The sequence below is a fragment of the Sphingosinicella sp. BN140058 genome (assembly GCF_004135585.1).
In the GTDB taxonomy this organism is placed as follows: Bacteria; Pseudomonadota; Alphaproteobacteria; order Sphingomonadales; family Sphingomonadaceae; genus Allosphingosinicella.
Window position 1 is genome coordinate 4068594 of record NZ_CP035501.1, and the last position, 22181, is coordinate 4090774.

15 protein-coding genes are annotated in these 22181 nt (G+C 65.7%); 7 read left to right on the forward strand and 8 right to left on the reverse strand.

Annotated elements, in window-relative coordinates; translation table 11 throughout:
• Window positions 1-22 precede the first annotated feature (22 nt).
• Window positions 23-928, reverse strand: coding sequence for a CDP-alcohol phosphatidyltransferase family protein (locus ETR14_RS18245; protein ID WP_129387161.1), 906 nt, complete (start codon window positions 926-928; stop codon window positions 23-25).
• Window positions 929-1053: 125 nt separating this feature from the next.
• Between ETR14_RS18245 and ETR14_RS18250 the strand changes: the two genes are divergently transcribed.
• Window positions 1054-1752 carry an NTP transferase domain-containing protein gene (locus ETR14_RS18250; RefSeq protein WP_243455576.1) on the forward strand — a complete coding sequence of 233 codons (699 nt, stop codon included), beginning with the start codon at window positions 1054-1056 and terminating at the stop codon, window positions 1750-1752.
• Between the two features lie 81 nt (window positions 1753-1833).
• On the forward strand, window positions 1834-2673 hold the full coding sequence (locus tag ETR14_RS18255) for a phytanoyl-CoA dioxygenase family protein (protein WP_129387167.1): 840 nt from the start codon (window positions 1834-1836) through the stop codon (window positions 2671-2673).
• A 130-nt stretch (window positions 2674-2803) separates the two neighbouring features.
• On the opposite strand, the gene ETR14_RS18260 is transcribed toward ETR14_RS18255, so the two are convergent.
• Window positions 2804-3694 carry an aldose 1-epimerase gene (locus ETR14_RS18260; RefSeq protein WP_129387170.1) on the reverse strand — a complete coding sequence of 297 codons (891 nt, stop codon included), beginning with the start codon at window positions 3692-3694 and terminating at the stop codon, window positions 2804-2806.
• 132 nt (window positions 3695-3826) lie between these two features.
• Here ETR14_RS18260 and ETR14_RS18265 point away from each other — a divergent pair, with 132 nt between their 5' ends.
• Window positions 3827-4147, forward strand: a complete 321-nt coding sequence (locus tag ETR14_RS18265; RefSeq protein ID WP_129387173.1) for a hypothetical protein — start codon at window positions 3827-3829, stop codon at window positions 4145-4147.
• 69 nt (window positions 4148-4216) lie between these two features.
• On the opposite strand, the gene dgoD is transcribed toward ETR14_RS18265, so the two are convergent.
• Window positions 4217-5356, reverse strand: a complete 1140-nt coding sequence (gene dgoD, locus ETR14_RS18270) for a galactonate dehydratase (protein WP_129387176.1) — start codon at window positions 5354-5356, stop codon at window positions 4217-4219.
• Window positions 5353-6852, reverse strand: coding sequence for a family 1 glycosylhydrolase (locus ETR14_RS18275; RefSeq protein ID WP_243455577.1), 1500 nt, complete (start codon window positions 6850-6852; stop codon window positions 5353-5355). The genes dgoD and ETR14_RS18275 overlap by 4 nt, the downstream gene beginning before the upstream one ends.
• 15 nt (window positions 6853-6867) lie before the next feature.
• Between ETR14_RS18275 and ETR14_RS18280 the strand changes: the two genes are divergently transcribed.
• The 4 genes from ETR14_RS18280 (at window position 6868) to ETR14_RS18295 (ending at window position 10680) form a co-directional block, all read left to right on the forward strand.
• Window positions 6868-8163, forward strand: a complete 1296-nt coding sequence (locus ETR14_RS18280; protein ID WP_129387182.1) for a hypothetical protein — start codon at window positions 6868-6870, stop codon at window positions 8161-8163.
• A 68-nt stretch (window positions 8164-8231) separates the two neighbouring features.
• Window positions 8232-9119: a 2-dehydro-3-deoxygalactonokinase gene (locus ETR14_RS18285; protein WP_129387185.1), complete on the forward strand. Its 888-nt coding sequence runs from the start codon at window positions 8232-8234 to the stop codon at window positions 9117-9119.
• Window positions 9116-9748, forward strand: coding sequence for a 2-dehydro-3-deoxy-6-phosphogalactonate aldolase (locus ETR14_RS18290; protein ID WP_129387188.1), 633 nt, complete (start codon window positions 9116-9118; stop codon window positions 9746-9748). The genes ETR14_RS18285 and ETR14_RS18290 overlap by 4 nt, the downstream gene beginning before the upstream one ends.
• Window positions 9748-10680 (forward strand): Gfo/Idh/MocA family protein, encoded by a 933-nt coding sequence (locus ETR14_RS18295; protein ID WP_129387191.1) that lies wholly within the window; start codon window positions 9748-9750, stop codon window positions 10678-10680. The genes ETR14_RS18290 and ETR14_RS18295 overlap by 1 nt, the downstream gene beginning before the upstream one ends.
• 165 nt (window positions 10681-10845) lie before the next feature.
• Here ETR14_RS18295 and ETR14_RS18300 read toward each other — a convergent pair whose 3' ends face one another.
• From ETR14_RS18300 to rpoB, 4 genes are all read right to left on the reverse strand, one after another.
• On the reverse strand, window positions 10846-12009 hold the full coding sequence (locus ETR14_RS18300; protein ID WP_129387194.1) for a glycosyltransferase family 1 protein: 1164 nt from the start codon (window positions 12007-12009) through the stop codon (window positions 10846-10848).
• 76 nt (window positions 12010-12085) lie between these two features.
• On the reverse strand, window positions 12086-12268 hold the full coding sequence (locus ETR14_RS18305; RefSeq protein WP_129387197.1) for a hypothetical protein: 183 nt from the start codon (window positions 12266-12268) through the stop codon (window positions 12086-12088).
• A gap of 128 nt (window positions 12269-12396) precedes the next feature.
• Window positions 12397-16665 carry a DNA-directed RNA polymerase subunit beta' gene (rpoC, locus tag ETR14_RS18310; protein WP_129387200.1) on the reverse strand — a complete coding sequence of 1423 codons (4269 nt, stop codon included), beginning with the start codon at window positions 16663-16665 and terminating at the stop codon, window positions 12397-12399.
• A 170-nt stretch (window positions 16666-16835) separates the two neighbouring features.
• Window positions 16836-20993, reverse strand: a complete 4158-nt coding sequence (gene rpoB, locus ETR14_RS18315; protein ID WP_129387203.1) for a DNA-directed RNA polymerase subunit beta — start codon at window positions 20991-20993, stop codon at window positions 16836-16838.
• Window positions 20994-22181: the final 1188 nt, after the last annotated feature.

Sequence of the window (22181 nt, forward strand, 5' to 3'; positions counted from 1 at the left end):
CAAGGCCTCGTCTTGCCTCAGATCATTGAGCGACCAGGGCGTCGTGCAAGCCGGCATTGACCTCGCGCTGACGGCGGACGGAGAGCGCAAGCAGCAGGTTCAAGATCGTCGCCTCCCACAGGAAGAACCATAGCGGGCTGCCGAGCGCCATGCTGAGGCCGAGCAGGAGTGTCCGGCGATTGGGGCCCAGCCAGGCCTGGTAAGCGAGGGCGCGGCGGCCGACCTGGCGCGAGACGCTGCGCACCCGATCGCGCGAAGCCGGATCGGCATCGAGCTGCTCTACCATCGCATCGGTGCGGGCGCTGTGCGGGATGAGTTTCCCTGCAAGCCACACGTAGAGACGAGCGAGCCCGCCAAGGGCAATTCCGGTCAGGCCCGGGCGCTCGGCGACCCGCTCCTTCGACTGGCGGAGCCATGGCACGCCGTAAGCGCGCCAGAGATAAGTCCGGCGCACGCTCTCGATATGGTTGGCCTGCAGGATCCGCGATCCGGCTGCGGCGAATGCCGCGAACCAGATCCAGCCGCCGACATGCCAGGCAAGCGCCGTGTAGAGGATGACGTGGCCGAGATAATCGGCGAGGCCGTCGATCATCTCGCCGAGCGGCGACGTCTTGCCGGTCAGGCGGGCGAGATCGCCGTCAGCACCGTCGAAGACATGCCAGAGGATGTGAAGGAACAATCCGACGAGAACGCCGGTCGCGCCCGCCACCGACGTATAGCAATAAGCGGCGGCGGCGATCGAGAGACCGCTGGTCACCGACACCATGTTCGGCGTGATCGGACTGTGCTGCAGGATCAGCGCGAGCCGGCGCGACAAGGGGTGGTAGATCGTGCGGTTCAGCCCGTCCTCGAGCTCTTCCGGCCGCGCCTTGAACGGACTTTGCGCCTGTGGTTCTGCAATCGTGTCCATATTGCCGGCGCGCGCCATCCTGCTCTTTTCCGCTCGTCTCGGCCGCGTCTCTCGTTCTAAAGGCGCGCGATGGAAAGCAAAAAGCGCACGGCCCGGTGAAGTGCCTGATCATTGCGGCGGGTCAGGGGACGCGGCTCCGCGCCATGGCCCCGTCGAAGCCGCTCGCCGCCGTCGCCGGCGCGCCCTTGATCGAGCATGTCATCCGTCTCGCCGCAGCCGGCGGCGCGACCGAGTTCATCGTCGTCACAGGCTATGAAGCTGAGGGGGTGGAAGCCTTCCTTGAGAAGCTGCAGGGCCGTCTCCGCCTCAAGGTAACCTGCGTCCGCAACCTCGACTGGGCGCGGCCCAACGGCGTCTCGGTGCTGCGGGCGGCCGAAGCGCTCGGCGACGATCCGTTCATCCTGCTGATGTCCGACCATTTGTTCGATCCAGACATCCTGCGCCGGCTGGTGGCGGCACTGCGTTCCGATGCCGCGCTGACCCTCGGTGCCGATTATCGGGTCGATCGGCCGGATCTCGATCTCGACGATGCCACCAAGATCAAGCTTGGGGCGGAGGCGCGGATCGTCGGCATCGGCAAGGCGCTCGACGATTACGATGCGGTCGATACCGGCATCTTCGTCGCCGGGCCCGATCTGCTCGCCGCCTTGTTGCTGTCGATCGAGAGCGGCGGCAGCGGCAGCCTGTCGGAAGGCGTTGCCAAACTCGCCGACGCCGGTGCCGCCTTCACCTTCGACATCGGCGATGGCTGGTGGGTCGACGTCGACGACGAACCCGCCTTTCGCCGGGCCGAGCGTGAGCTCCCCGCGCGCCTTGCCGGGCTGGAGCAGGGTTCGGCTTAGACGATCTTCGTTTCGTCGTGATGCGGCTCGTACAGCCGGAAGAAAGTCGTTACTTCCTAGGCCGGTGGCGAGGAGTGGACGATGGCGACGGCGGTGCGGAGCGAAGCCCAGGATTACGAGCCCGCGGACATCCTGCGAGGCCTTTATGGTGACGGCATCATCGCTTTGAAGGGTGCGTTCCCGCGCGCGTGGGCGCAGCGCATGCGCGAGGATATTGATACCCTGTTCGCCGAGGCACAGGCGGTGCGGGGCGGAGCGCTGCCGCGAGGACCGCAACGCTGGTACGTCGAAGTGCCGCCTGAACGTATCAGCGGGTTCGTCGACATCGCCACCCATCCCTGGTTCGTCGCAGTGTCCGAAGCGGTGCTCGGCCCCGACTACCGGATCGTCGAAGTCGGCTTCGACATTCCGTTCCCGGGCGCTGCCGACCAGCCCTGGCATCGCGACTTCGCCGTGCCGGAAGCAACCACGCGCGGGCGGCGGCTCAATTCGCTCGCCTTCAATCTGACGGCTGTCGACACCATTCCCGAAATGGGTCCGTTCGAAATCGCCCCCGGGACGCAATGGGATCAGTTCGAAGGCTGTCCTAAGGGCATGTTCCCGCCACGCGAGACTTGGCCGCGCTACATCGGCCGGGCGCAAGCGAAACTGCCGCAGATGGGCGACATGTCGGCCCGCTCGGCGCTCACAATCCATCGCGGCACCGCGAACCGGTCCGATCAGCCGCGGCCGGTATTGGTGGTGGGGGTTGATGCCCCGGACGCGGCCAACGCGGCGCATCACGATCTCCAGGTCACGCCGGCCTATCTGGACAGCCTGCCGCCGCGGGTGCGGGAACACCTCACCTACCGGATCGTGGACACGCTCGAAACGGTGGTCCAGCATCACACGATCGAGGGCCTGCTGAAGCCGGCTTATTGAGCGATCCGTTCGCTTCATGACCCGTTCGGGCTGAGCTTGTCGAAGCCCCCTCTTTGGTCTCGTAATGACAGGAAGAAGAGGGCTTCGACAAGCTCAGCCAGAACGGCGCAAGGCGGTCAGAGCGGGTCCGTCAAACCGGAATGACGTCCACGCGCATGGTTAGGCTCATGCTCTCGCCGGGATCGAGCACCTTGATGCCGAGCTCCGGCCAGAGGCCTTCCGGCTCGTTGAGCGCCGCATTGGCATGGGTGACCGGCTCGGCGACGAAGATGCCGCCCTCTGCCGGCGAATAGAGCTGGAAGAATTTGGCATCGTCCGAACGGACCTCGATCCGGAGGGGACGGGCGGGATCCGAGATCCGGGCGGTTCCGCCCCAGCCGCCGAAGCCGTGATCGAGATCCTGGCCGCAGACCGGGCGATCCTTGAGGTCGTAGCGGCCTTCGGCCCACACCTTCTCGACCGGCAGGACCTTGTCGTCGATCGTCCAGACGCTCTCGACTTCGGTGTCGAGCCGGGTCTCGGTTGTGCACGGAAAATAGGGATGGTGGCCAAGGCCGCAGGGCATCGGCGCGTCGGATCGGTTGGTGCAGCGCAGGACCATGGTGAGGCCGCCATCGTCCAGCGTGAAGATCTGCCGCGCCTCATAGGCCCAGGGCCACTCGCCCGGGCTGTGCTCGAACACCAGCTCGGCGCTTCTGTCCTCGAGCCTCACCACCTGCCAAGGCGAGGTCCAGCCCTGCCCGTGGAGGGGGCTTGCTTCGCCCGGAAGGTTGAGGCTGAGGCTGACCTCACGGCCCCGGAAGCTGAACCGTCCGTCTCGGATCCGATTCACGAAAGGGACCAGCGGGAAACTCGCAGAGTCGAGAATGCTTTTCTGATCCGCGTCAAGTCCGCGAAATACCGGTATGTCCCCTTTTTCGGGACTGCGGTAATCAAATCGTGCGATGCTGCCTCCCCATGCGGGCGCCAGCACCAGCGTGAGGGTGTCGGAAGAGAGGATCGGGCGGGAATCATCGGTCATATTTCAAGCCGCTTACGGGGGCGTTCAGCGGATTGAAACTCTCTTGTGGATAAAAGTGCAACTTGGCCTTGCGAGCGGAATCCGCTCCGGGTTATTTTCGGGCCCAGGAGAATCCGGGGAGGGGTAAGTCCAATGAGTAAGCTTGTTAAAGATTTTCTTGAGATCAAGGACCATGGCACGCTCGATGCGCTGATTGCGCGTCTCGTCGAAGTTCGCGACAGCCTGCCGCAGACCGGCGAAGCGCAGGTCAAGATGCGCGGCGACGATGTCTTCGGACGTCATCTCTGCGTCAGCTTCATGCGCCCGCAAACGGCGGAAGAGGCCGAGTGCGACGCCCGCTACGCCGAGGCCTATCGGGAATCACGTGACCGTGAAGCGGCTCGTTTCGAGAACGAGCTCGGTTTCTGTGCCGTGTCGAACCGGCCGACCCGTCAGCTGCGCATCGTCGCCTGACGATCCGCGAAGCGCTGCGCTCGCCGGGGGGCGGAGGCAGCGTCTTCGCAAGAGCGCGCCGAATGGCCATCACCATTCGGCGAAGCTTCCATCCTTCTGGCGCCAGATCGGATTGCGCCAGCGGTGGCGATCTTTGTGCGCCTCGCGCACCGCATCCTCGTCGATGGTGATACCGAGGCCCGGTTTCTCCGGGACGGGCAGATAGCCGTCGATCGGCGTCAGCACCTCCTTGTCCGTGAGGAATTCGAGAAGGTCGTGGCCGACATTGTAGTGGATGCCGAGCGACATTTCCTGGATCGCCACGTTGGGCGCGTTGGCGGCGAGCTGCAGGCAGGCTGCCAGCGCCAGCGGCCCGAGCGGGCAGTGCGGCGCCACCGCCACGTCATAGGCCTCGGCCATCGACGCAATCCTGCGGCATTCGCTGAGCCCGCCGGCGTGGCTGAGATCGGGCTGGATGATGTCCACCGCACCGCGTTCGAAGAAGGGCTTGAAGTCCCAGCGGCTGAACAGCCGCTCTCCAAGCGCGATCGGGGTCGACACCAGAGCGGCGATATCGGCGAGCCCTTCCGGATTTTCCGACAGCAACGGTTCCTCGATGAACAGTAGGCCGAGCGGCTCGAGCACCTTGGCGAGCTGCTTCGCCATCGGCCGGTGCACCCGGCCGTGGAAATCGAGGCCGACGTCCATGCCCGCGCCCTGCGCGGCTTCGACCCGGGCGATGACCTCGTCGAACAATTTGGGCGTTCCGATCCAGTCGAGTTCGGCGGTGGCGTTCATCTTCACCGCCGAGAAACCCTGGCTCTTGCGCACTTCGCAGGCGCTTGCGACGTCGTCGGGACGGTCACCGCCGATCCAGGCATAAGCGCGGATACGGTCGCGCACGCGACCGCCCATCATCTGCCAGGCGGGAAGGCCGAGCGCTTTGCCCTTCAAGTCCCAGAGCGCCTGATCGAGGCCGGAGAGCGCCGACATCAGCACCGGGCCGCCACGATAGAAGCCGCCGCGATAGGCGATCTGCCAGATGTCCTCGATGCGATAAGGATCGTGGCCGATGAACCGGTCTTTCAGCGCCTCGAAGGCGCCGTCGACCGCTTCCGCCCAGCCTTCAAGGCTGGCCTCGCCCCAGCCGACCGCGCCATCGTCGCTTTCGATCCTGACGAACAGCCACCGCGGCGGCACGTGAAAGGTTTCGATGCGGGCGATCTTCATGCTTCATTCTCCGGCAATGCGGATTCGGTGGCGAGCACCGGCCAGCGGCGGGCATCGGCCTGCTGTTCGCGTTCCGGCGCGCGGCCCCATTGCGACGGCGGCACGATCGGAACGGTCAGGCAGAGGCTGGACGCGGGCAGCACGTCGCCCCAGTCCTGGATCAGCTTCTTGTAGGCCTTGCCGACGTTGCGGATGTTGCGATCGAGGTCGAACAGGCCGAGCGGATTGACGTTGCCGTTCTGCTCGCGCAGCGCCGTGTCCCAGTCCACCTGATCGGTCAGCGAATACCAGGTGAAGCCGACGGTCGGGATGCCGACGTTGCGGATCCTGAGCACGTTGGCCCATTCCTTCCACAGCCAGTGAACCGCCTCGTCGCCCTTCGGCCCTTCCTTCAGATTGGTCTCGGTGTGCATCACCGGCAGATTGTAGCGGTTGTAATATTGGCGGGTGATCTCGCTGTAGCCGAACACTTCGCCGCTCGCCTCGGTATGGCCGTCGGCAAACACGCGATGCTCGTTGGTCCAGTAATAATCGTTGCCGAGGATGCAATGCTGCTTCAACCGCTGGCCGAGGAAGAAGTGATATTCCTCCCGCGTCATGCCGCAGTCCATCAGGAACTCGTACATCTCGCTGTCGACTCGGCGGCCGTAATTGAGGTCGAGGGTCAGGAAGCGTTTCGAATTCATGATCTCGGCCGGGCCGATCGCGGCCGGACTGTCGGCGTGGAAATATTCCGAGCTCTCCGACTGGATGAAGATCGCATCGGTGCGGCGCTTCAAGATCTCGATCATGGCGAGGACATTCGCCTTGACGATGTGCTTGAGCGCGGTGACGAACGATCGATCGTCTGTCGCCTGTTCGTTCCACCAGCCATATTTGGCCGAGAAGACCGCGCAGATGAACATCTCGTTGACGGGGGTGTAGAGCTGCACCCACGGATAACGATCCGCGAACGCGCCGGCATAGGTCGCGAAGAGCTGCGGGAAATCGGGGTTCTGGAAATTGCCGATCCAGTCGGGCAGGCCGAAATGGCAAAGGTCGACGATCGGCGTGATGTTGCGGCGCTTCAAATCGGCGAAGGTCAGATCGGAGAATTCCCAGTCGTAGTGGCCGGGCGCCAGGAAGGTGCGGTGGATCGGCGGCCCGTAGCGCAAATAGTGGATGCCGATCTCCTCGACGCAGTCGAAATCGGTCCGCCAATGGCGATAGTGGCCGCACACCTCCATCTGGTCGACCCGCGTCCGGCCGTTGTTGATCGTCGGGATGGAGTTCTCGATCCCGGTTGCGAACATGAAGTTGGCGATGGATTCCTCCCTGGCCTTGATGTCGGTGCCTGCCGGTAACGATGGCGTGGCACCGCGGCTAGCGCCACGGCGCCGGCTCGCACCTAAAAAGGGCGGGCCGCCGGAAAGTTGCACGGTGCGGCGATCGGAGGCGCTCGGCTTGTCGCTCGGGCAGGATGGTGTCATCCTCTCCATGTCTTTGGAGCCGGACACGTCACGGAGAAGCCGATGCCGGGTGTGCAGGGAGAGAGCGAGACCTCGCCGGCTGCCGGCACGGTCGTCGACGATCGAAGGGCCTATGTCCTGGAGCGCACCAGCAGCGAGGTTCATCTCCTGCTCGACAATCTTTCGGCGAGCCCCGAGATCAGCATCTCGGCACTCGCCGCTGCCCACCCCCCGACGGGCCTCGACACGGACTGGCTCGATCAGGTCTGCCGCATCACCTGGCCGCCCGAGGCCCGCAGCGGCAGCGCCGGCCAGGCGGAGCAGGCAGCCCTTCTGATCCGGGCCAAGGACTATCTCAACAGCCTCGCCAAGCCGGCGAGCGGCGCCACCATCGCCTTCACCCTGATGGTTACGCAGGACGAAGACGCAGGTCAGCCCGGGCTGCTCGGCGGCGTGTTCGGCGCGCCCGGGGCGGCGAGCCATTCGCGCAGTTCGCTCGCCCGCGAAGCCTATCCGGACCTTCAGCAAAAGGCGCGGGAGTTCCGCGCCTGGATGCGGACCATGGGCTTCGTCCTGGTGCTGATCCTGGCGCTGACCTGCCTACTGTCCTGGTATGCGGCGCTCGGCAATGCCGCGCTCGCCGACATGGCGACCGCGGATCGCGCGGTGCAGGCCGCCGAGCTCAGGGTCAGCAGCGCCGGCGCCTCGGTCTCGCAGCGCGGCGCTGGTGCCGCCCCGGCGCCGGTCGACTGCGCTCGCGCCGCCGCCCGTACCGAGCGGAACGGCGCGCTTGCCGAAGCCTGCATGGCACTGATCGATGCGCGCCGGGTGCGCAGCCAGGCGCGGCAGGGCCTCGACACCTGGGCGCTGTTCTGGGGCAACGAGACCACCGCCCGCTGGACGCTCAACACCCTCGCCACCGCCGTGCTGCCGGTCTTCTACGGGCTGATCGGCGCCGCCGCCGCGATCGTCCGCTCGCTGTCGCGCAAGATGAAGGGCAGCCTGCTCAGCCCGCGCGACCGCCAGCTGTCGCTGCAGCAGCTCGCCCTCGGCGCCGTCCTCGGCGCCTGTATCGGCCTGTTCATCGCCGGACCCAACGACGAGGGCGGCACAGACCTCGCTCTGCTCGGGCCGGTCGCGCTGTCGAGCTCGGCGATCTCGTTCGTCGCCGGCTTCGGGGTCGAGGCGGTGTTCAATGCGCTCGAGGCGCTGATCGGGCGCATCTTCAACGTCGCACCGTTGGGGGTGGCGCCGGCAGCCCCCGTGGCTGCGATCCCGGTCAATACCGATGTCCCGGTCGCGGCCGCCACGCCGGTGGTCCGCACCGCCGCGCCGTCGCCTCCGCCCGCCGCCCGTTAGCCGCTTTCGCGCTTGCCTTGCGACGCTTTCGACGCTTCAGCGTTGGACGGCTGATCGAAAGGGAATGGATGCGCTGGGCTGAGAACTTCATCGCCGTCGATTGGGGAACGACCAACCGCCGCGGCTATCGTGTCGGCCCGGGCGGCACGCTCGAGGACGAGATGGAGGATGATCTCGGCATCCTCTCCGTCGAGGCCGGCGGCTTCGACGCTGCGGTGGCGCAACTGCGGGAGCGGCTTGGCGATCTGCCGATGCTGATGGCCGGGATGATCGGTTCCAATCGCGGCTGGGTGGAGGCGCCCTATGTGCCGTGTCCGGCCGGGCTGCCGGAGCTCGCGCGGAACTTGCAATGGGTCGAGCCCGGCCGCACCGCGATCGTTCCGGGCGTCTGCTTCTCCGACGGGGACGAAGCCGACGTGATGCGCGGCGAGGAGGTCCAGATCCTCGGCGCCTATGCCGAAGGGCTGGTACCGGCGGACGCGATCGTCTGCCATCCGGGAACCCACAACAAATGGATCCGGCTCGAGGATGGCCGGATCCGCACCTTTCGAACGGTGATGACCGGCGAGCTGTTCAACCTGCTCAAAGGCAATTCCATTCTCGCCGATCTGTTGGCCCTGCCCGCCGGCATCAATCCGGCGTTCGAGGCGGGCGTTCGCCGTGGCCTCGACACCCCGCACATCACCGCCGAGCTGTTCTCGGTCCGCGCCCGCGTCCTGCTCGGCAAAGCGGCGCGCGAGGATGCCGCCTCCTTCACCAGCGGGCTGTTGATCGGCGCCGACGTCCGCGCCGGCCTGGCGCTGGCGGAACAGGCGGAGGTGGTTGCGATGGGCCGGCCCGAGCTTACCTCTCTGTTCGCGGCCGCGCTCCGCATCGCCGGGCGAACGGCGCGCGAAGTCGACGGCGAAACGGCGTTCCTGGGCGGTGCGCGGCATCTTGCGGAGCTTGTACAATGACGACTGCACTCGATCTTCTGAAGGCGAAGCTTGCCGAGAGCCCGCTGATCGCGATCATCCGCGGGATCACTCCCGCCGACGCCGAGGCGGTCGGCGCGGCGATCTTCGAGGCGGGTATTCGGATCATCGAGGTACCGCTCAACTCGCCCGATCCGTTCGCCAGCATCGAACGGCTGGTCAGGCTGCTCGGCGACGACGCCGTAATCGGCGCGGGAACGGTGCTCGATCCTGAGGACGTGCGCCGGGTGCACGCGATCGGCGGCCGGGTGATCGTCTCGCCCAACACCTACGCGCCGGTGATCGAGGCGTCGGCAGAGGCCGGCCTCATCTCGCTTCCCGGCTATTTCACCCCATCCGAGGCGTTCGAGGCGGTCCGCGCCGGCGCGACCGGGCTCAAGCTGTTCCCGGCCGAAGCGGCGACACCGGCCGTGATCAAGGCGCACAAGGCGGTATTGCCCAAGCATGTGCCCGTGCTCGCCGTCGGCGGTGTCGGTCCCGACACCATGCGACCTTGGGTCGACGCCGGGGCGGAAGGCTTCGGGCTCGGCTCCGGCCTCTACAAGCCCGGCCAGTCCGCCGCCGAGACCGCCGACAAGGCGCGCGCCTATGTCGCCGGAGCGCGGGGCTGATGGCGCCGATCCGAATCGCCATCGTCGGCTACGGCAAGATCGCCCAGGACCAGCACGTTCCCTCGATCGCTGCCAATGGTAGCTTCGAGCTGGTCGCAACGGTCAGCCGCTCGTCGGGGGCGCCGGAGGGCGTCGCCTGCTTCGGCAGCGTGGAGGACCTGCTCGCGTCCGGCCCCAAAGTCGATGCCGTGGCGATCTGCACGCCGCCCTCTGTGCGCTACGACATTGCCCGCACCTGCCTCGATGCGGGTCTGCACAGCCTGCTCGAAAAGCCGCCCGGCGTTACCCTTGGCGAGTGCGAGGAGCTGGTCCGTATCGCAGCTGCGAAGGGCGTCAGCCTGTTCACGACATGGCATGCCCAGTACAATCCTGCAGTGGAAGCGGCGGCCGAGCGGCTCGCGGGCAAGACGATCGACGCGATGCGCATCGTCTGGCGCGAGGACGTGCGGGAATGGCATCCCGGCCAGCAATGGATCTGGGCGCCGGGCGGCTTCGGCGTGTTCGATCCCGGCATCAACGCGCTGTCCATCGCCAGCAAGATCTTTCCCGGCACTTTGATCCTGCGCGGGGCCGAATTGCTGTTCCCGGCCAATCGCGACACGCCGATCGCGGCCAGGCTCGACCTGACCAGTCCGGCCGCGACCGGCGCGGTCACCGCCGAGTTCGACTGGCGGCACAGCGGCGGCGAGGCCTGGAACATCGAGGTCGAGGCGGCCGGCGAGATGCTGTTGCTCAGCGAGGGCGGCTCCCATCTCAGCGTCGGCGGCCAGGAGCTGGTCGCCCCCGGCCACGGTGAATATCCCGGCATCTACGCCCATTTCGCCGAGCTGGTCGCCGGCGCCAAAAGCCATGTCGATCTCGCCCCCTTGCGTCTCACCGCCGACGCCTTCCTGCTGGGTAAGCGGATCGAGGTGGAGGCGTTCGAGGACTGAGGCTTTCGGTCCTGTCGCTGCGTCTTCAGCTCGGAAGGAGAGGGCTTCGGCAAGCTCAGCCCCAACGGGATGAGGGGGGCGGCGCGCCCGACTAAGGGCCTCGCTCCCATTGCCGTTCGGGCTGAGCCTGTCGAAGCCTTCTCTTTCCTTATGCGCGAGACCCGCTCAGCGCGGCATCTTGCCGGCGGCGCGTTCGCGGACCACGCGGAGGTAGCCGTCGACCAGCGCCTGGTTGACCTCGTCCCAGCCGAAGCAGCGGCTGGCCTCGCAGCCGGCGCGGCCGGCTTCGCGGCGCGCGTCGGCATGGTCGCAATAGTAAGCGAGCGCCTGCGCGAAGGTTTCGATCTCTTCGGCGGGCACGAGACGGCCGGTGACGCCGTCCTCGACCAGGCTGGCGCTGCCGGTGGCGATTGCCGCGACCACGGGCAGGCCGGCCGCCATCGCCTCCAGGGTGACGTTGCCGAACGTCTCGGTCACCGAGGGATTGAACAGCATGTCCATCGACGCCACGGCGCGGCCGAGATCCGGCCCTTCCTGGAAGCCGGCGAACACCGCCGAGGGCAGGCGCTGGGCGAACCATTCGTCGGCCGGGCCCTTGCCGACGACCAGTACCTTGTGCCGGACGCCGCGCGCGGTCAGCTGGTCGATCGTGTCGGAGAAGACATCCAGGCCCTTTTCCATCACCAGCCGGCCGACGAAGCCGATCACCGGCATGTCGTCCTCGATGCCGAAGCCGCGCCGCCAGTCTAGATCGCGCCGGCCCGGGTTGAACACGGCGCGATCGATGCCGCGGGTCCAAATGCCGACATTGTAGTTCATCCGCTGCTGGAGCAGCAATTGCGCCATCGAGTCGGAGGGCGCGAAGATCGCGTCGCAGCGCCGGTAGAAGCGGCGCAGCATGGCCTCGATCACCGGCTCGACGAAGCCGAAGCCGTAATAACGGGCATAAGTCTCGAAGCGGGTGTGGACCGAGGCGACGGCGGGCCTGCCGAGCCGGCGCGCGAACCTGACTGCATCGTGGCCGAGCATGTCGGGGCTGGCGACGTGGAAGATGTTGGGCGCGAACGCCTCGATGTCGCGCTTGACCCGGCGCGGGATCGGCAGGGGGAAGCGATATTCGGGCCGTCCGGGAATGGCGAAGGAGGGGATCGAGACGAGGTCGCCCATCGGCGGCAGCGCCGGCTCGGCCACCGTCGGCGAATAGATCCGCACCGCGACACCCTGGCGCAGCAGATATTCGACCAGCCTGTTGAGCGCCTGGTTGGCGCCGTCGCGCACGTAATTGTAGTTGCCGCTGAACAGGGCAATGCGAAGGCCGGTCACGTCCATTGCGGCGCGAATAGCCGCTTATGCGGGGGAGGGGAACCGCTTGGGGGCGGATCCGCCCAACCCTCATGGCGTGCGCTTAGTGGGTCTCGGAGCCCCCTCCACCGTCTTGCAGGCGGTCCCCCTCCCGGCGTGCGGGGAGGACCTCTGAGCCGTCCTGGACCCTCGGCGCGCGGCGGCCGCGGTCGAGCTTGATGCGGATGCGGGCGACGGCGGGCAGGATCATCAGGGCCAGGATGAACAGGGCAATCGCAATCTTCATGGCAGTAAAATCCAGCTAACTCCCCTGACGATAGGGCTTTGACTTCATGGGAGGCGGGGCGCCCCAAAGGAAAGGCCCCGCCGGATCGCTCCGACGGGGCCTTTTCTCATTCTGCGACGACGCGCGCCTCAGCTCTGCAGATATTCGCCTGCATCGGCGTCGGTGCCGTGGCCGCTCGGGGTGACATCGCCGAGCGGATCGTTGCCGATCGCGGCTTCCGGACCCTGGGCCAGTTCCGCTGCATGCTCCTCGGCGGCGCTGTTCGGCGCGTAGAGGCTCTCCTGCAGCGAGCGATGCTGCGCGCGGAGCGCGGCGTCGCGGCTGGTGGCGGCGATCCGGTAGCGGTTCATGCCGGCGCCGGTGCCCGCCGGGATCAGGCGGCCGACGATGACATTCTCCTTGAGGCCGTCGAGCGTGTCGATCTTGCCCTGGACCGAGGCTTCGGTGAGCACCCGGGTGGTCTCCTGGAAGGAGGCGGCCGAGATGAAGCTGCGGGTCTGGAGCGACGCCTTGGTGATTCCGAGCAGGACCGGCTTGCCTTCGGCCGGGCGCTGCTTCGGGTTCAGCTTGGCGTTGATGTCGCGCATTTCCTGCAGATCGACCTGCTCGCCGGCCAGCAGGGTGGTGTCCCCGCCGTCGGTGATCTCGACCTTCTGCAGCATCTGACGGACGATCGTCTCGATGTGCTTGTCGTTGATCTTAACGCCCTGGAGTCGATAAACTTCCTGGATTTCCGAGACCAGATATTCGGCCAGAGCAACCACGCCGAGCACCTCGAGGATGTCGTGCGGATCCGGGCTGCCGCCGATGAGGTTGTCGCCGCGCTTGACGAAATCGCCTTCCTGCACGTCGATGACCTTCGACTTGGGCACCAGATACTCGACCGGATCCGACCCGTCGTCCGGGATGATCGCGATCTTGCGCTTGGCCTTATAGTCCTTGCCGAACGCGACCCGGCCCGAGACCTTGGCGATGATCGCATTCTCCTTCGGCTTGCGGGCCTCGAAGAGCTCGGCGACGCGCGGCAGACCGCCGGTGATGTCGCGGGTCTTGGCGGCTTCGCGCGACACGCGGGCAAGCACTTCGCCGCCCTGCACGCGCTGACCGTCCTCGACCGACATCATCGCACCCGGAGCCAGCATGTAGCGGGCAGCCTCGCCGCTCTGCTCGTCGAGAAGGGTGATGCGCGGACGCAGATCCTCCTTCGAACGGGCCGAACCGCGGAACTCGGTGACGATGCGCTGGGCAATACCAGTGGCTTCGTCGGTCTGCTCGGCGAGCGTCTTGCCCTCGATCAGATCCTGGAACTTCACGATACCACCCTTTTCGGTAATCACCGGCATCATGAACGGATCCCACTCGGCGATCCGATCGCCCTTGTTCACGATGTGCCCATGATCGACCATCAGGTGCGCGCCGTAGGGGATACGGTGCGACGAGCGCTCGCGGCCGTCCATGTCGACGATCGCAAGTTCGCCGTTGCGGGCCATCGCGACGCGGCGGCCGCGCGGATCGACGATCGTCGGCAGGTCGCGAAGCTCGATCGTGCCGTCCACCGTGGCCTCGAGGTTCGAGGTCTCGTTGAGCTGGGCGGCACCGCCGATGTGGAAGGTGCGCATGGTCAGCTGCGTGCCCGGCTCACCGATCGACTGGGCGGCGATCACGCCGACCGCCTCGCCGATGTTGACCGGCGTGCCGCGGGCAAGATCGCGCCCGTAGCACTTGCCGCAGACGCCGTGCTCGCTTTCGCAGATCAGCGGCGAGCGGATCTTGACCGCCTGCACGCCGAGCTCGTCGATCTTCAAGGCACCGGCCTCGTCGATCAGTTCGCCTTCCTTGGCCAGCACGGTACCGGTCTTCTCGTCGACGATGTCGGCGGAGGGAGTCCGGCCGAGGATGCGCTCGCCAAGCGAGGCGATGACCGCGCCGCCCTGGACGATGGCGCGCATCTCGAGTGCATTCTCGGTCCCGCAATCCTCCTCGACGATCACGCAATCCTGGCTGACGTCGACCAGACGGCGGGTCAGATAGCCCGAATTCGCCGTCTTGAGCGCGGTGTCGGCCAGACCCTTGCGGGCGCCGTGGGTGGAGTTGAAGTATTCGAGGACGGTCAGACCTTCCTTGAAGTTCGAGATGATCGGCGTCTCGATGATCTCGCCCGACGGCTTGGCCATGAGGCCGCGCATGCCGGCAAGCTGCTTCATCTGCGCCTGCGAACCACGGGCACCAGAATGCGCCATCATGTAGATGGAGTTGATCTGGGCCATGCGGCCATTCTCGTCCTTGGGCTGCGCCTTGATCTTTTCCATCATGGCATTCGCGACCTGGTCGCCACAGCGGCTCCAGGCGTCGATCACCTTGTTGTACTTTTCCTGCTGGGTGATCAGGCCGTCCTGATACTGCTGCTCGTAATCCTTCACGAGTGCACGGGTCTCGTCGACCAGAGCAACCTTCTCGTGCGGGATGATCATGTCGTCCTTGCCGAACGAAATGCCGGCGCGGAAGGCGTGACGGAAGCCGAGGCCCATGATCGCGTCCGCGAACAGCACCGTCTCCTTCTGACCGGTGTGGCGATAGACGGTGTCGATGACGTCGCCGATCTCCTTCTTGGTCAGCAGGCGGTTGACGGTCTCGAACGGCACCTTGTGGCTCTTCGGGAGCGTCTCGCCCAGCAACATGCGGCCCGGCGTCGTCTCGAAGCGCTTCATGTACTGCTTGCCCTGCTCGTCGGTCTGCGGAACGCGGCTGACGATCTTGGTATGCAGGGTGACCGCGCCGGCGTTCAGCGCCTGGTGGACTTCCTGCATGTCGGACAGCAGGGCGCCTTCGCCCGGCTCACCCTCACGCTCCAGCGAGAGGTAATAGAGACCGAGGACCATGTCCTGCGACGGAACGATGATCGGCTTGCCGTTGGCGGGCGACAGGATGTTGTTGGTCGACATCATCAGCACGCGCGCTTCGAGCTGGGCCTCGAGGCTCAGCGGAACGTGCACGGCCATCTGATCGCCGTCGAAGTCGGCGTTGAACGCGGCGCAGACCAGCGGGTGAAGCTGGATCGCCTTGCCCTCGATCAGCACCGGCTCGAACGCCTGGATGCCGAGGCGGTGGAGCGTCGGCGCGCGGTTCAGCAGCACCGGATGCTCGCGGATCACCTCGTCGAGAATGTCCCAGACTTCCTTGCGCTCCTTCTCGACCCACTTCTTCGCCTGCTTCAGGGTCATGGAGAGACCCTTGGCGTCGAGCCGCGAGTAGATGAACGGCTTGAACAGCTCGAGCGCCATCTTCTTCGGCAGGCCGCACTGGTGGAGCTTGAGCTCCGGACCGGTGACGATGACCGAGCGGCCGGAATAGTCGACGCGCTTGCCGAGCAGATTCTGGCGGAAGCGGCCCTGCTTGCCCTTCAGCATGTCGGACAGCGACTTCAGCGGACGCTTGTTGGCACCGGTGATGGTGCGGCCGCGGCGGCCATTGTCGAACAGGGCGTCGACCGCTTCCTGCAGCATGCGCTTTTCGTTGCGGACGATGATGTCCGGCGCGCGCAGCTCCATCAGCCGCTTCAAGCGGTTGTTGCGGTTGATCACGCGACGATAGAGATCATTCAAGTCCGAGGTCGCGAAGCGGCCGCCGTCCAGCGGCACCAGCGGGCGCAGCTCGGGCGGGATCACCGGAACGACGTCGAGGATCATCCACTCCGGACGGTTGCCGGATTCGAGGAAGCTTTCGACGACCTTCAGCCGCTTGATGATCTTCTTGGGCTTCAATTCCGACTTGGTCTCGGCGAGATCCTTGAGCAGGGCCTCACGCTCGCCCTCGAGATCGAGGTCGATCAGCATCTGCTTGACCGCTTCGGCGCCGATGCCGGCGGAGAAGGCGTCCTCGCCATGCTCGTCCTGTGCCTCGATCAGCTCGTCTTCGGTGAGGAGCTGATACTTTTCGAGCGGGGTCAGGCCCGGCTCGATGACGACATAGGATTCGAAATAGAGAATCCGCTCGAGCTGCTTCAGCTGCATGTCGAGCAGCAGGCCGATGCGGCTCGGCAGCGACTTCAGGAACCAGATATGGGCGACCGGCGCGGCCAGCTCGATATGGCCCATGCGCTCGCGGCGGACCTTCGACACGGTCACTTCCACGCCGCACTTCTCGCAGACGATGCCCTTATACTTCATCCGCTTGTACTTGCCGCACAGGCATTCGTAATCCTTGATCGGACCGAAGATGCGCGCGCAGAACAGGCCGTCACGCTCGGGCTTGAACGTGCGGTAGTTGATCGTCTCGGGCTTCTTGATCTCGCCGAAAGACCAGGAACGGATGCGCTCGGGAGAGGCGATGCCGATCTTGATCTGGTCGAACGTTTCCGGCTTGGCGACCGGATTGGCGAAGTTGGTCAGTTCGTTCATGCTCTTTTCCTTCAAACCCTCTCCCCTTCAGGGGAGAGGAAGAGCCGCCGCAGGCGGCGAAGGAGAGGGGAAGACAGCGCCGCTTGCCGACTGCCCCTCTCCCCGGCCCTCTCCCCCGGCAGGTCCCATCAAAGTGCTACTTTGATGGGGGCCCAGGGGGAGAGGGAGAATTATTCTGCCGCCTCGGCGAGGCCGTCCTCGTCGTCGGCGTTGCTGTTCAGCTCGACGTTGAGACCCAGAGACCGCATTTCCTTGACGAGCACGTTGAAGCTCTCCGGAATGCCGGCCTCGAAGGTGTCGTCGCCCTTGACGATCGCTTCGTAGACCTTGGTGCGGCCGATGACGTCGTCCGACTTCACGGTCAGCATTTCCTGCAGCGTGTAGGCGGCGCCGTAGGCCTGGAGCGCCCAGACCTCCATCTCACCGAAGCGCTGACCGCCGAACTGGGCCTTGCCGCCCAGCGGCTGCTGGGTGACGAGGCTGTACGGCCCGATCGAGCGGGCGTGGATCTTGTCGTCCACGAGGTGGTGCAGCTTCAGCATGTAGATGTAGCCGACGGTCACCTTGCGGTCGAACGCCTCGCCGGTGCGGCCGTCGAAGAGCGTCACCTGACCCGAGGGATCGAGGCCCGCTTTCTCCAGCATCGCCGACACGTCCGCCTCGCGGGCGCCGTCGAACACCGGAGTGCCCATCGGAACGCCGCTGACGAGGATCGACGCCATTTCCATGATCTCGTCGTCCTCACGGGAGTCGATCTCGGCATGGTAATGGTCGCCGTAGATGTCCTTCAGCTTGGCGCGGACCTGGCCCGCATCATTGGCGTCGAACTTTTCGGCGCGATGACGGATGTCTTCCAGCATCTCCGAGATCTGCTTGCCGAGGCCGCGGGCGGCCCAGCCGAGATGGGTCTCGAAAATCTGTCCGACGTTCATGCGCGAGGGCACGCCCAACGGATTGAGCACGATGTCGACCGGGGTTCCGTCCTCCAGGAACGGCATGTCCTCGTTCGGCAGGATGCGGCTGATCACGCCCTTGTTGCCGTGACGGCCTGCCATCTTGTCGCCCGGCTGCAGCTTGCGCTTCACCGCGACGAACACCTTGACCATCTTGAGGACGCCCGGCGGCAGCTCATCGCCGCGCTCCAGCTTCTCGATGCGATCCTCGAGCCGGCGACGGATCGCAGCTTCGGCATCGTCATATTGCGCCTTCACCGCTTCGAGATCGGCCTGGACACGGTCATCCTTGACCGCGAACTTCCACCATTCGTGACGCTCGACGCTGTCGAGGGTCTCGAGGTCGATGTCGCCGCCCTTCTTGACGCCCTTCGGCGCCGCGGTGGCGTTCTGGCCGAGCAGCATCTCGCGAAGACGCGAATAGGTCGCGCGCTTCAGGATGGTGCGCTCGTCGTCGGCGTCCTTGCGGAGCCGATCCTTTTCCTCCGCCTGGATGGCACGGGTACGGTCGTCGATGTCGATGCCGTGACGATTGAAGACGCGGACCTCGACCACCGTTCCGGCCACGCCCGGGGGCAGGCGGAGCGAGGTGTCGCGAACGTCGGAGGCCTTCTCGCCGAAGATGGCGCGGAGGAGCTTCTCCTCCGGAGTCATCGGGCTTTCGCCCTTCGGCGTGATCTTGCCGACCAGGATGTCGCCCGGCTCCACTTCGGCGCCGATATAGACGATTCCGGCCTCGTCTAGGTTGCGCAGCGCTTCTTCGCCGACGTTCGGGATGTCGCGGGTGATGTCTTCGGGCCCAAGCTTGGTGTCGCGGGCCATCACCTCGAATTCTTCGATGTGGATCGAGGTGAAGACGTCGTCCTTGACGATCCGTTCGGAGATCAGGATCGAATCTTCGTAATTGTAGCCGTTCCACGGCATGAACGCGACCAGCACGTTCCGGCCGAGGGCGAGCTCGCCCATCTCGGTCGAGGGACCGTCGGCGATGACGTCACCGGCGTTGACCACGTCTCCCACCTTCACCAGCGGACGCTGGTTGATGCAGGTATTCTGGTTCGAACGCTGGAACTTCATCAACGTGTAGATGTCGACGCCGGACTTGCCGGCCTCGATCTCGCCGGTCGCGCGGATGACGATACGGGTCGCGTCGACCTGATCGACGATGCCCGAGCGGCGGGCGGCGATGGCGGCGCCGGAATCGCGGGCGACCGTTTCTTCCATGCCGGTGCCGACGAACGGCGCCTCGGCACGAACCAGCGGCACTGCCTGGCGCTGCATGTTCGAGCCCATCAAGGCGCGGTTGGCGTCGTCATTTTCCAGGAAGGGGATGAGCGAGGCGGCGACCGAGACCAGCTGCTTCGGCGACACGTCCATCAGGGTGATGATGTCGCGCGGCGCCATCAGGAACTCGCCGGCCTGACGGGCCGAGATGAGATCCTCGATCAGATTGCCGTTCTCGTCGATCTCGGCATTGGCCTGGGCGATCGTGTGCTTACCCTCTTCCATCGCGGAGAGGTAGACCACGTCGTTGGTGACCTTGCCGTCGTTCACCTTGCGGTACGGCGTTTCGATGAAGCCGTATTTGTTGACCCGGCTGAAGCTGGCGAGCGAGTTGATCAGGCCGATATTCGGCCCTTCCGGAGTCTCAATCGGGCAGATGCGGCCATAATGGGTCGGGTGGACGTCGCGAACCTCGAAGCCCGCGCGTTCGCGGGTAAGGCCGCCCGGCCCGAGCGCCGACACGCGACGCTTGTGCGTCACTTCGGAGAGCGGGTTGGTCTGGTCCATGAACTGCGACAGCTGTGAGGAACCGAAGAATTCGCGCACCGCGGCCACCGCCGGCTTGGCGTTGATCAGGTCGTTCGGCATCACGGTCGAGACGTCGACCGAGCTCATCCGCTCCTTCACCGCGCGCTCCATGCGGAGCAGGCCGACGCGATACTGGTTCTCGAGCAATTCGCCGACCGAACGCACGCGTCGGTTGCCGAGATTGTCGATGTCGTCGATGTCGCCCTTGCCGTCCTTCAGGTCGACCAGGGTCTTGACGACCGCGATGATGTCTTCCTTGCGGAGCGTCGTCACCGTGTCCTCGACCTGCAGGTCGAGACGCATGTTGAGCTTGACGCGGCCGACCGCAGACAGGTCGTAGCGCTCCGGATCGAAGAACAAGCCGGCGAACAAAGCGTCGGCGGTCTCGCGCGTCGGCGGTTCGCCGGGGCGCATCACGCGGTAGATGTCGGCAAGCGCCTGATCGCGATCCTCGGCCTTGTCGGCCTTCAGCGTGTTGCGCATCCAGGCGCCGATGTTGACGTGATCGATGTCGAGCAATTCGATCCGATCGATGCCGGCCGCGTCGAGGCGCTCGAGATTTTCGGGCGACACTTCGTCACCGGCCTCGATGTAGATCTCGCCACTATTCTCGTTGATCAGATCGAACGCCGAATAACGGCCGAAAATCTCTTCGGTCGGGATGACGAGCTGGGTGAGGCCATCCTTGGCCGCCTTGTTGGCGGCGCGCGGCGTGATCTTGGTGCCGGCGGCGAAGGCGATCTCGCCGGTTTCGCCGTTGACGATGTCGAAGGTCGGCTTCTGGCCGCGCCAGGTCTCGGCGACATAGGGGATCTGCCAGCCATTCTTGCCGCGGACGAAGGTCACGCGATCGTAGAAGGTGTTGAGGATCTCCTCGCTCGACATGTCGAGCGCGTGCAGCAGCGCCGTCACCGGCAGCTTGCGCTTACGGTCGATACGGACGTTGACGATGTCCTTGGCGTCGAACTCGAAATCGAGCCATGAGCCGCGATAAGGGATAACGCGGGCGGCAAAGAGATACTTGCCCGACGCGTGGGTCTTGCCGCGGTCGTGATCGAACAGCACGCCCGGCGAGCGGTGCATCTGGCTGACGATGACGCGCTCGGTGCCGTTGACGATGAACGTGCCGTTGTGCGTCATCAGCGGCATGTCGCCCATGTAGACGTCCTGCTCCTTGATATCGAGCACGGAGCGGGTCTCGGTATCGGGATCGACCTCGAACACGATCAGGCGAAGGGTGACTCGCATCGGGGCGGCATAGGTCATGCCGCGCTGACGGCATTCCTCGATGTCGTACTTCGGATCCTCGAGTTCGTAATTGACGAAATCGAGCTCGGCGGTGCCGGCGAAATCGCGGATCGGGAAGACCGAGCGGAGCGTCTTCTCCAGGCCCGAGACATAGGCGTCCTGGGGCCGCGAGCGCAGGAACTGCTCGTAGCTGTCGCGCTGAACCTCGATGAGGTTCGGCATTTCGGAGACTTCGTGGATGTTTCCGAAGATCTTGCGGATGCGCTTGGAGGCCGTCGAGCGGGTCTCGGGGGCCTTGGGAGCGGTGGTCGCCATGGAGGTTTTTCTCGCCTTCGCCGTCAGAATTGGGCGCGCCTGAAGACGCAAAAAGCCGCGAGTCCCTCTGACCGGAGACCGCAGCTTCAGCGTCCTGAATTCCCCATCGGCTCAATGCGTTGAACACGCTGCGCGACGGCGTGTCCTGTTCCGATGCCTATGGGGTGTGACGGCTATTTAGGGACGCGGACCGGCGATGTAAAGCCCTGGTTACGGGGATTTACGGAGGCTCGGCGCGCGAGCCGTCACAGTGCGCCGAAAGGGTCCTGGGGCGGGGAAGCGATCGGGACCGCATCCGGCACCATCCTCACGCCGCGATCCCGCCGCGCCGGAGCTTTGTGACGATCGACGGGGGCCGCGGCGATCCCGGCGGAGACCGGTCCGAGCCGCCGCGCCGGAGCGCGCCACCGGGTCTCGGTGCTGACATCAGACCGGAAGCGGGACGAGGAAGAGCGGGCGTTTGTCACCAGGGGCGGGATCGCGCGCCGCCCGGGGAGCGCGCGCGGCGACGCCGTCGGTCGCGACTGGTGCGTGCGGCACATACCAGGGTCCTGATCCTCGGCTGAGACCACGTCGGACGCTCGCTCGTGGATGTCGGGCTCGCCTGGGCTGGAAACAGGCGAAATACAGGTGGAAGCCGGATCCGGGAGGAGCGGATCGGCGGCGAGCGGGGCGCTGCCCGCGTCCGAAAGAACAGGCGAAATACAGGCTGACGGCGAACCGGGATCAGGCGCGCCGAGGACCGGAGGGGCGTGCCGGCGACCGAAAGAACAGGCGAAATACAGGCTGGCGCGCGGCAGGGGGGCGCAGACGTGGCAAAGGCTCCATGCCCGCCGGCGGTAAACGAGTCCGTTAAAACAGGTGAAATACAGGCTGGGGATGCTGCGGGGACCGGTTGCGCGCCTGCAATCGCCTGGGCGGCGCCTGCGCCGTTGGAGGCTTCGTCTGCTCGGCAGGGCGGAGGGGCGGGTTCGGGCGAACCAGAAGCGGCTTGCAGCAGCGATGCGCGGTGGTGCGAGAAACGCGGCGGGCCCGCCATGTGGCCGTGGTCACCGGACGGGATGGGCCGGGCTTCCACGCGTGTGGCGTGATCGTCCATGTCGTTCTCCTCTCGGGCGTGGGCATCGAGGCGAAAGCGATCGGCCATGAGGATGCTTGCTCCCGGCCCCTGTTCCCTGAACGTTCCTA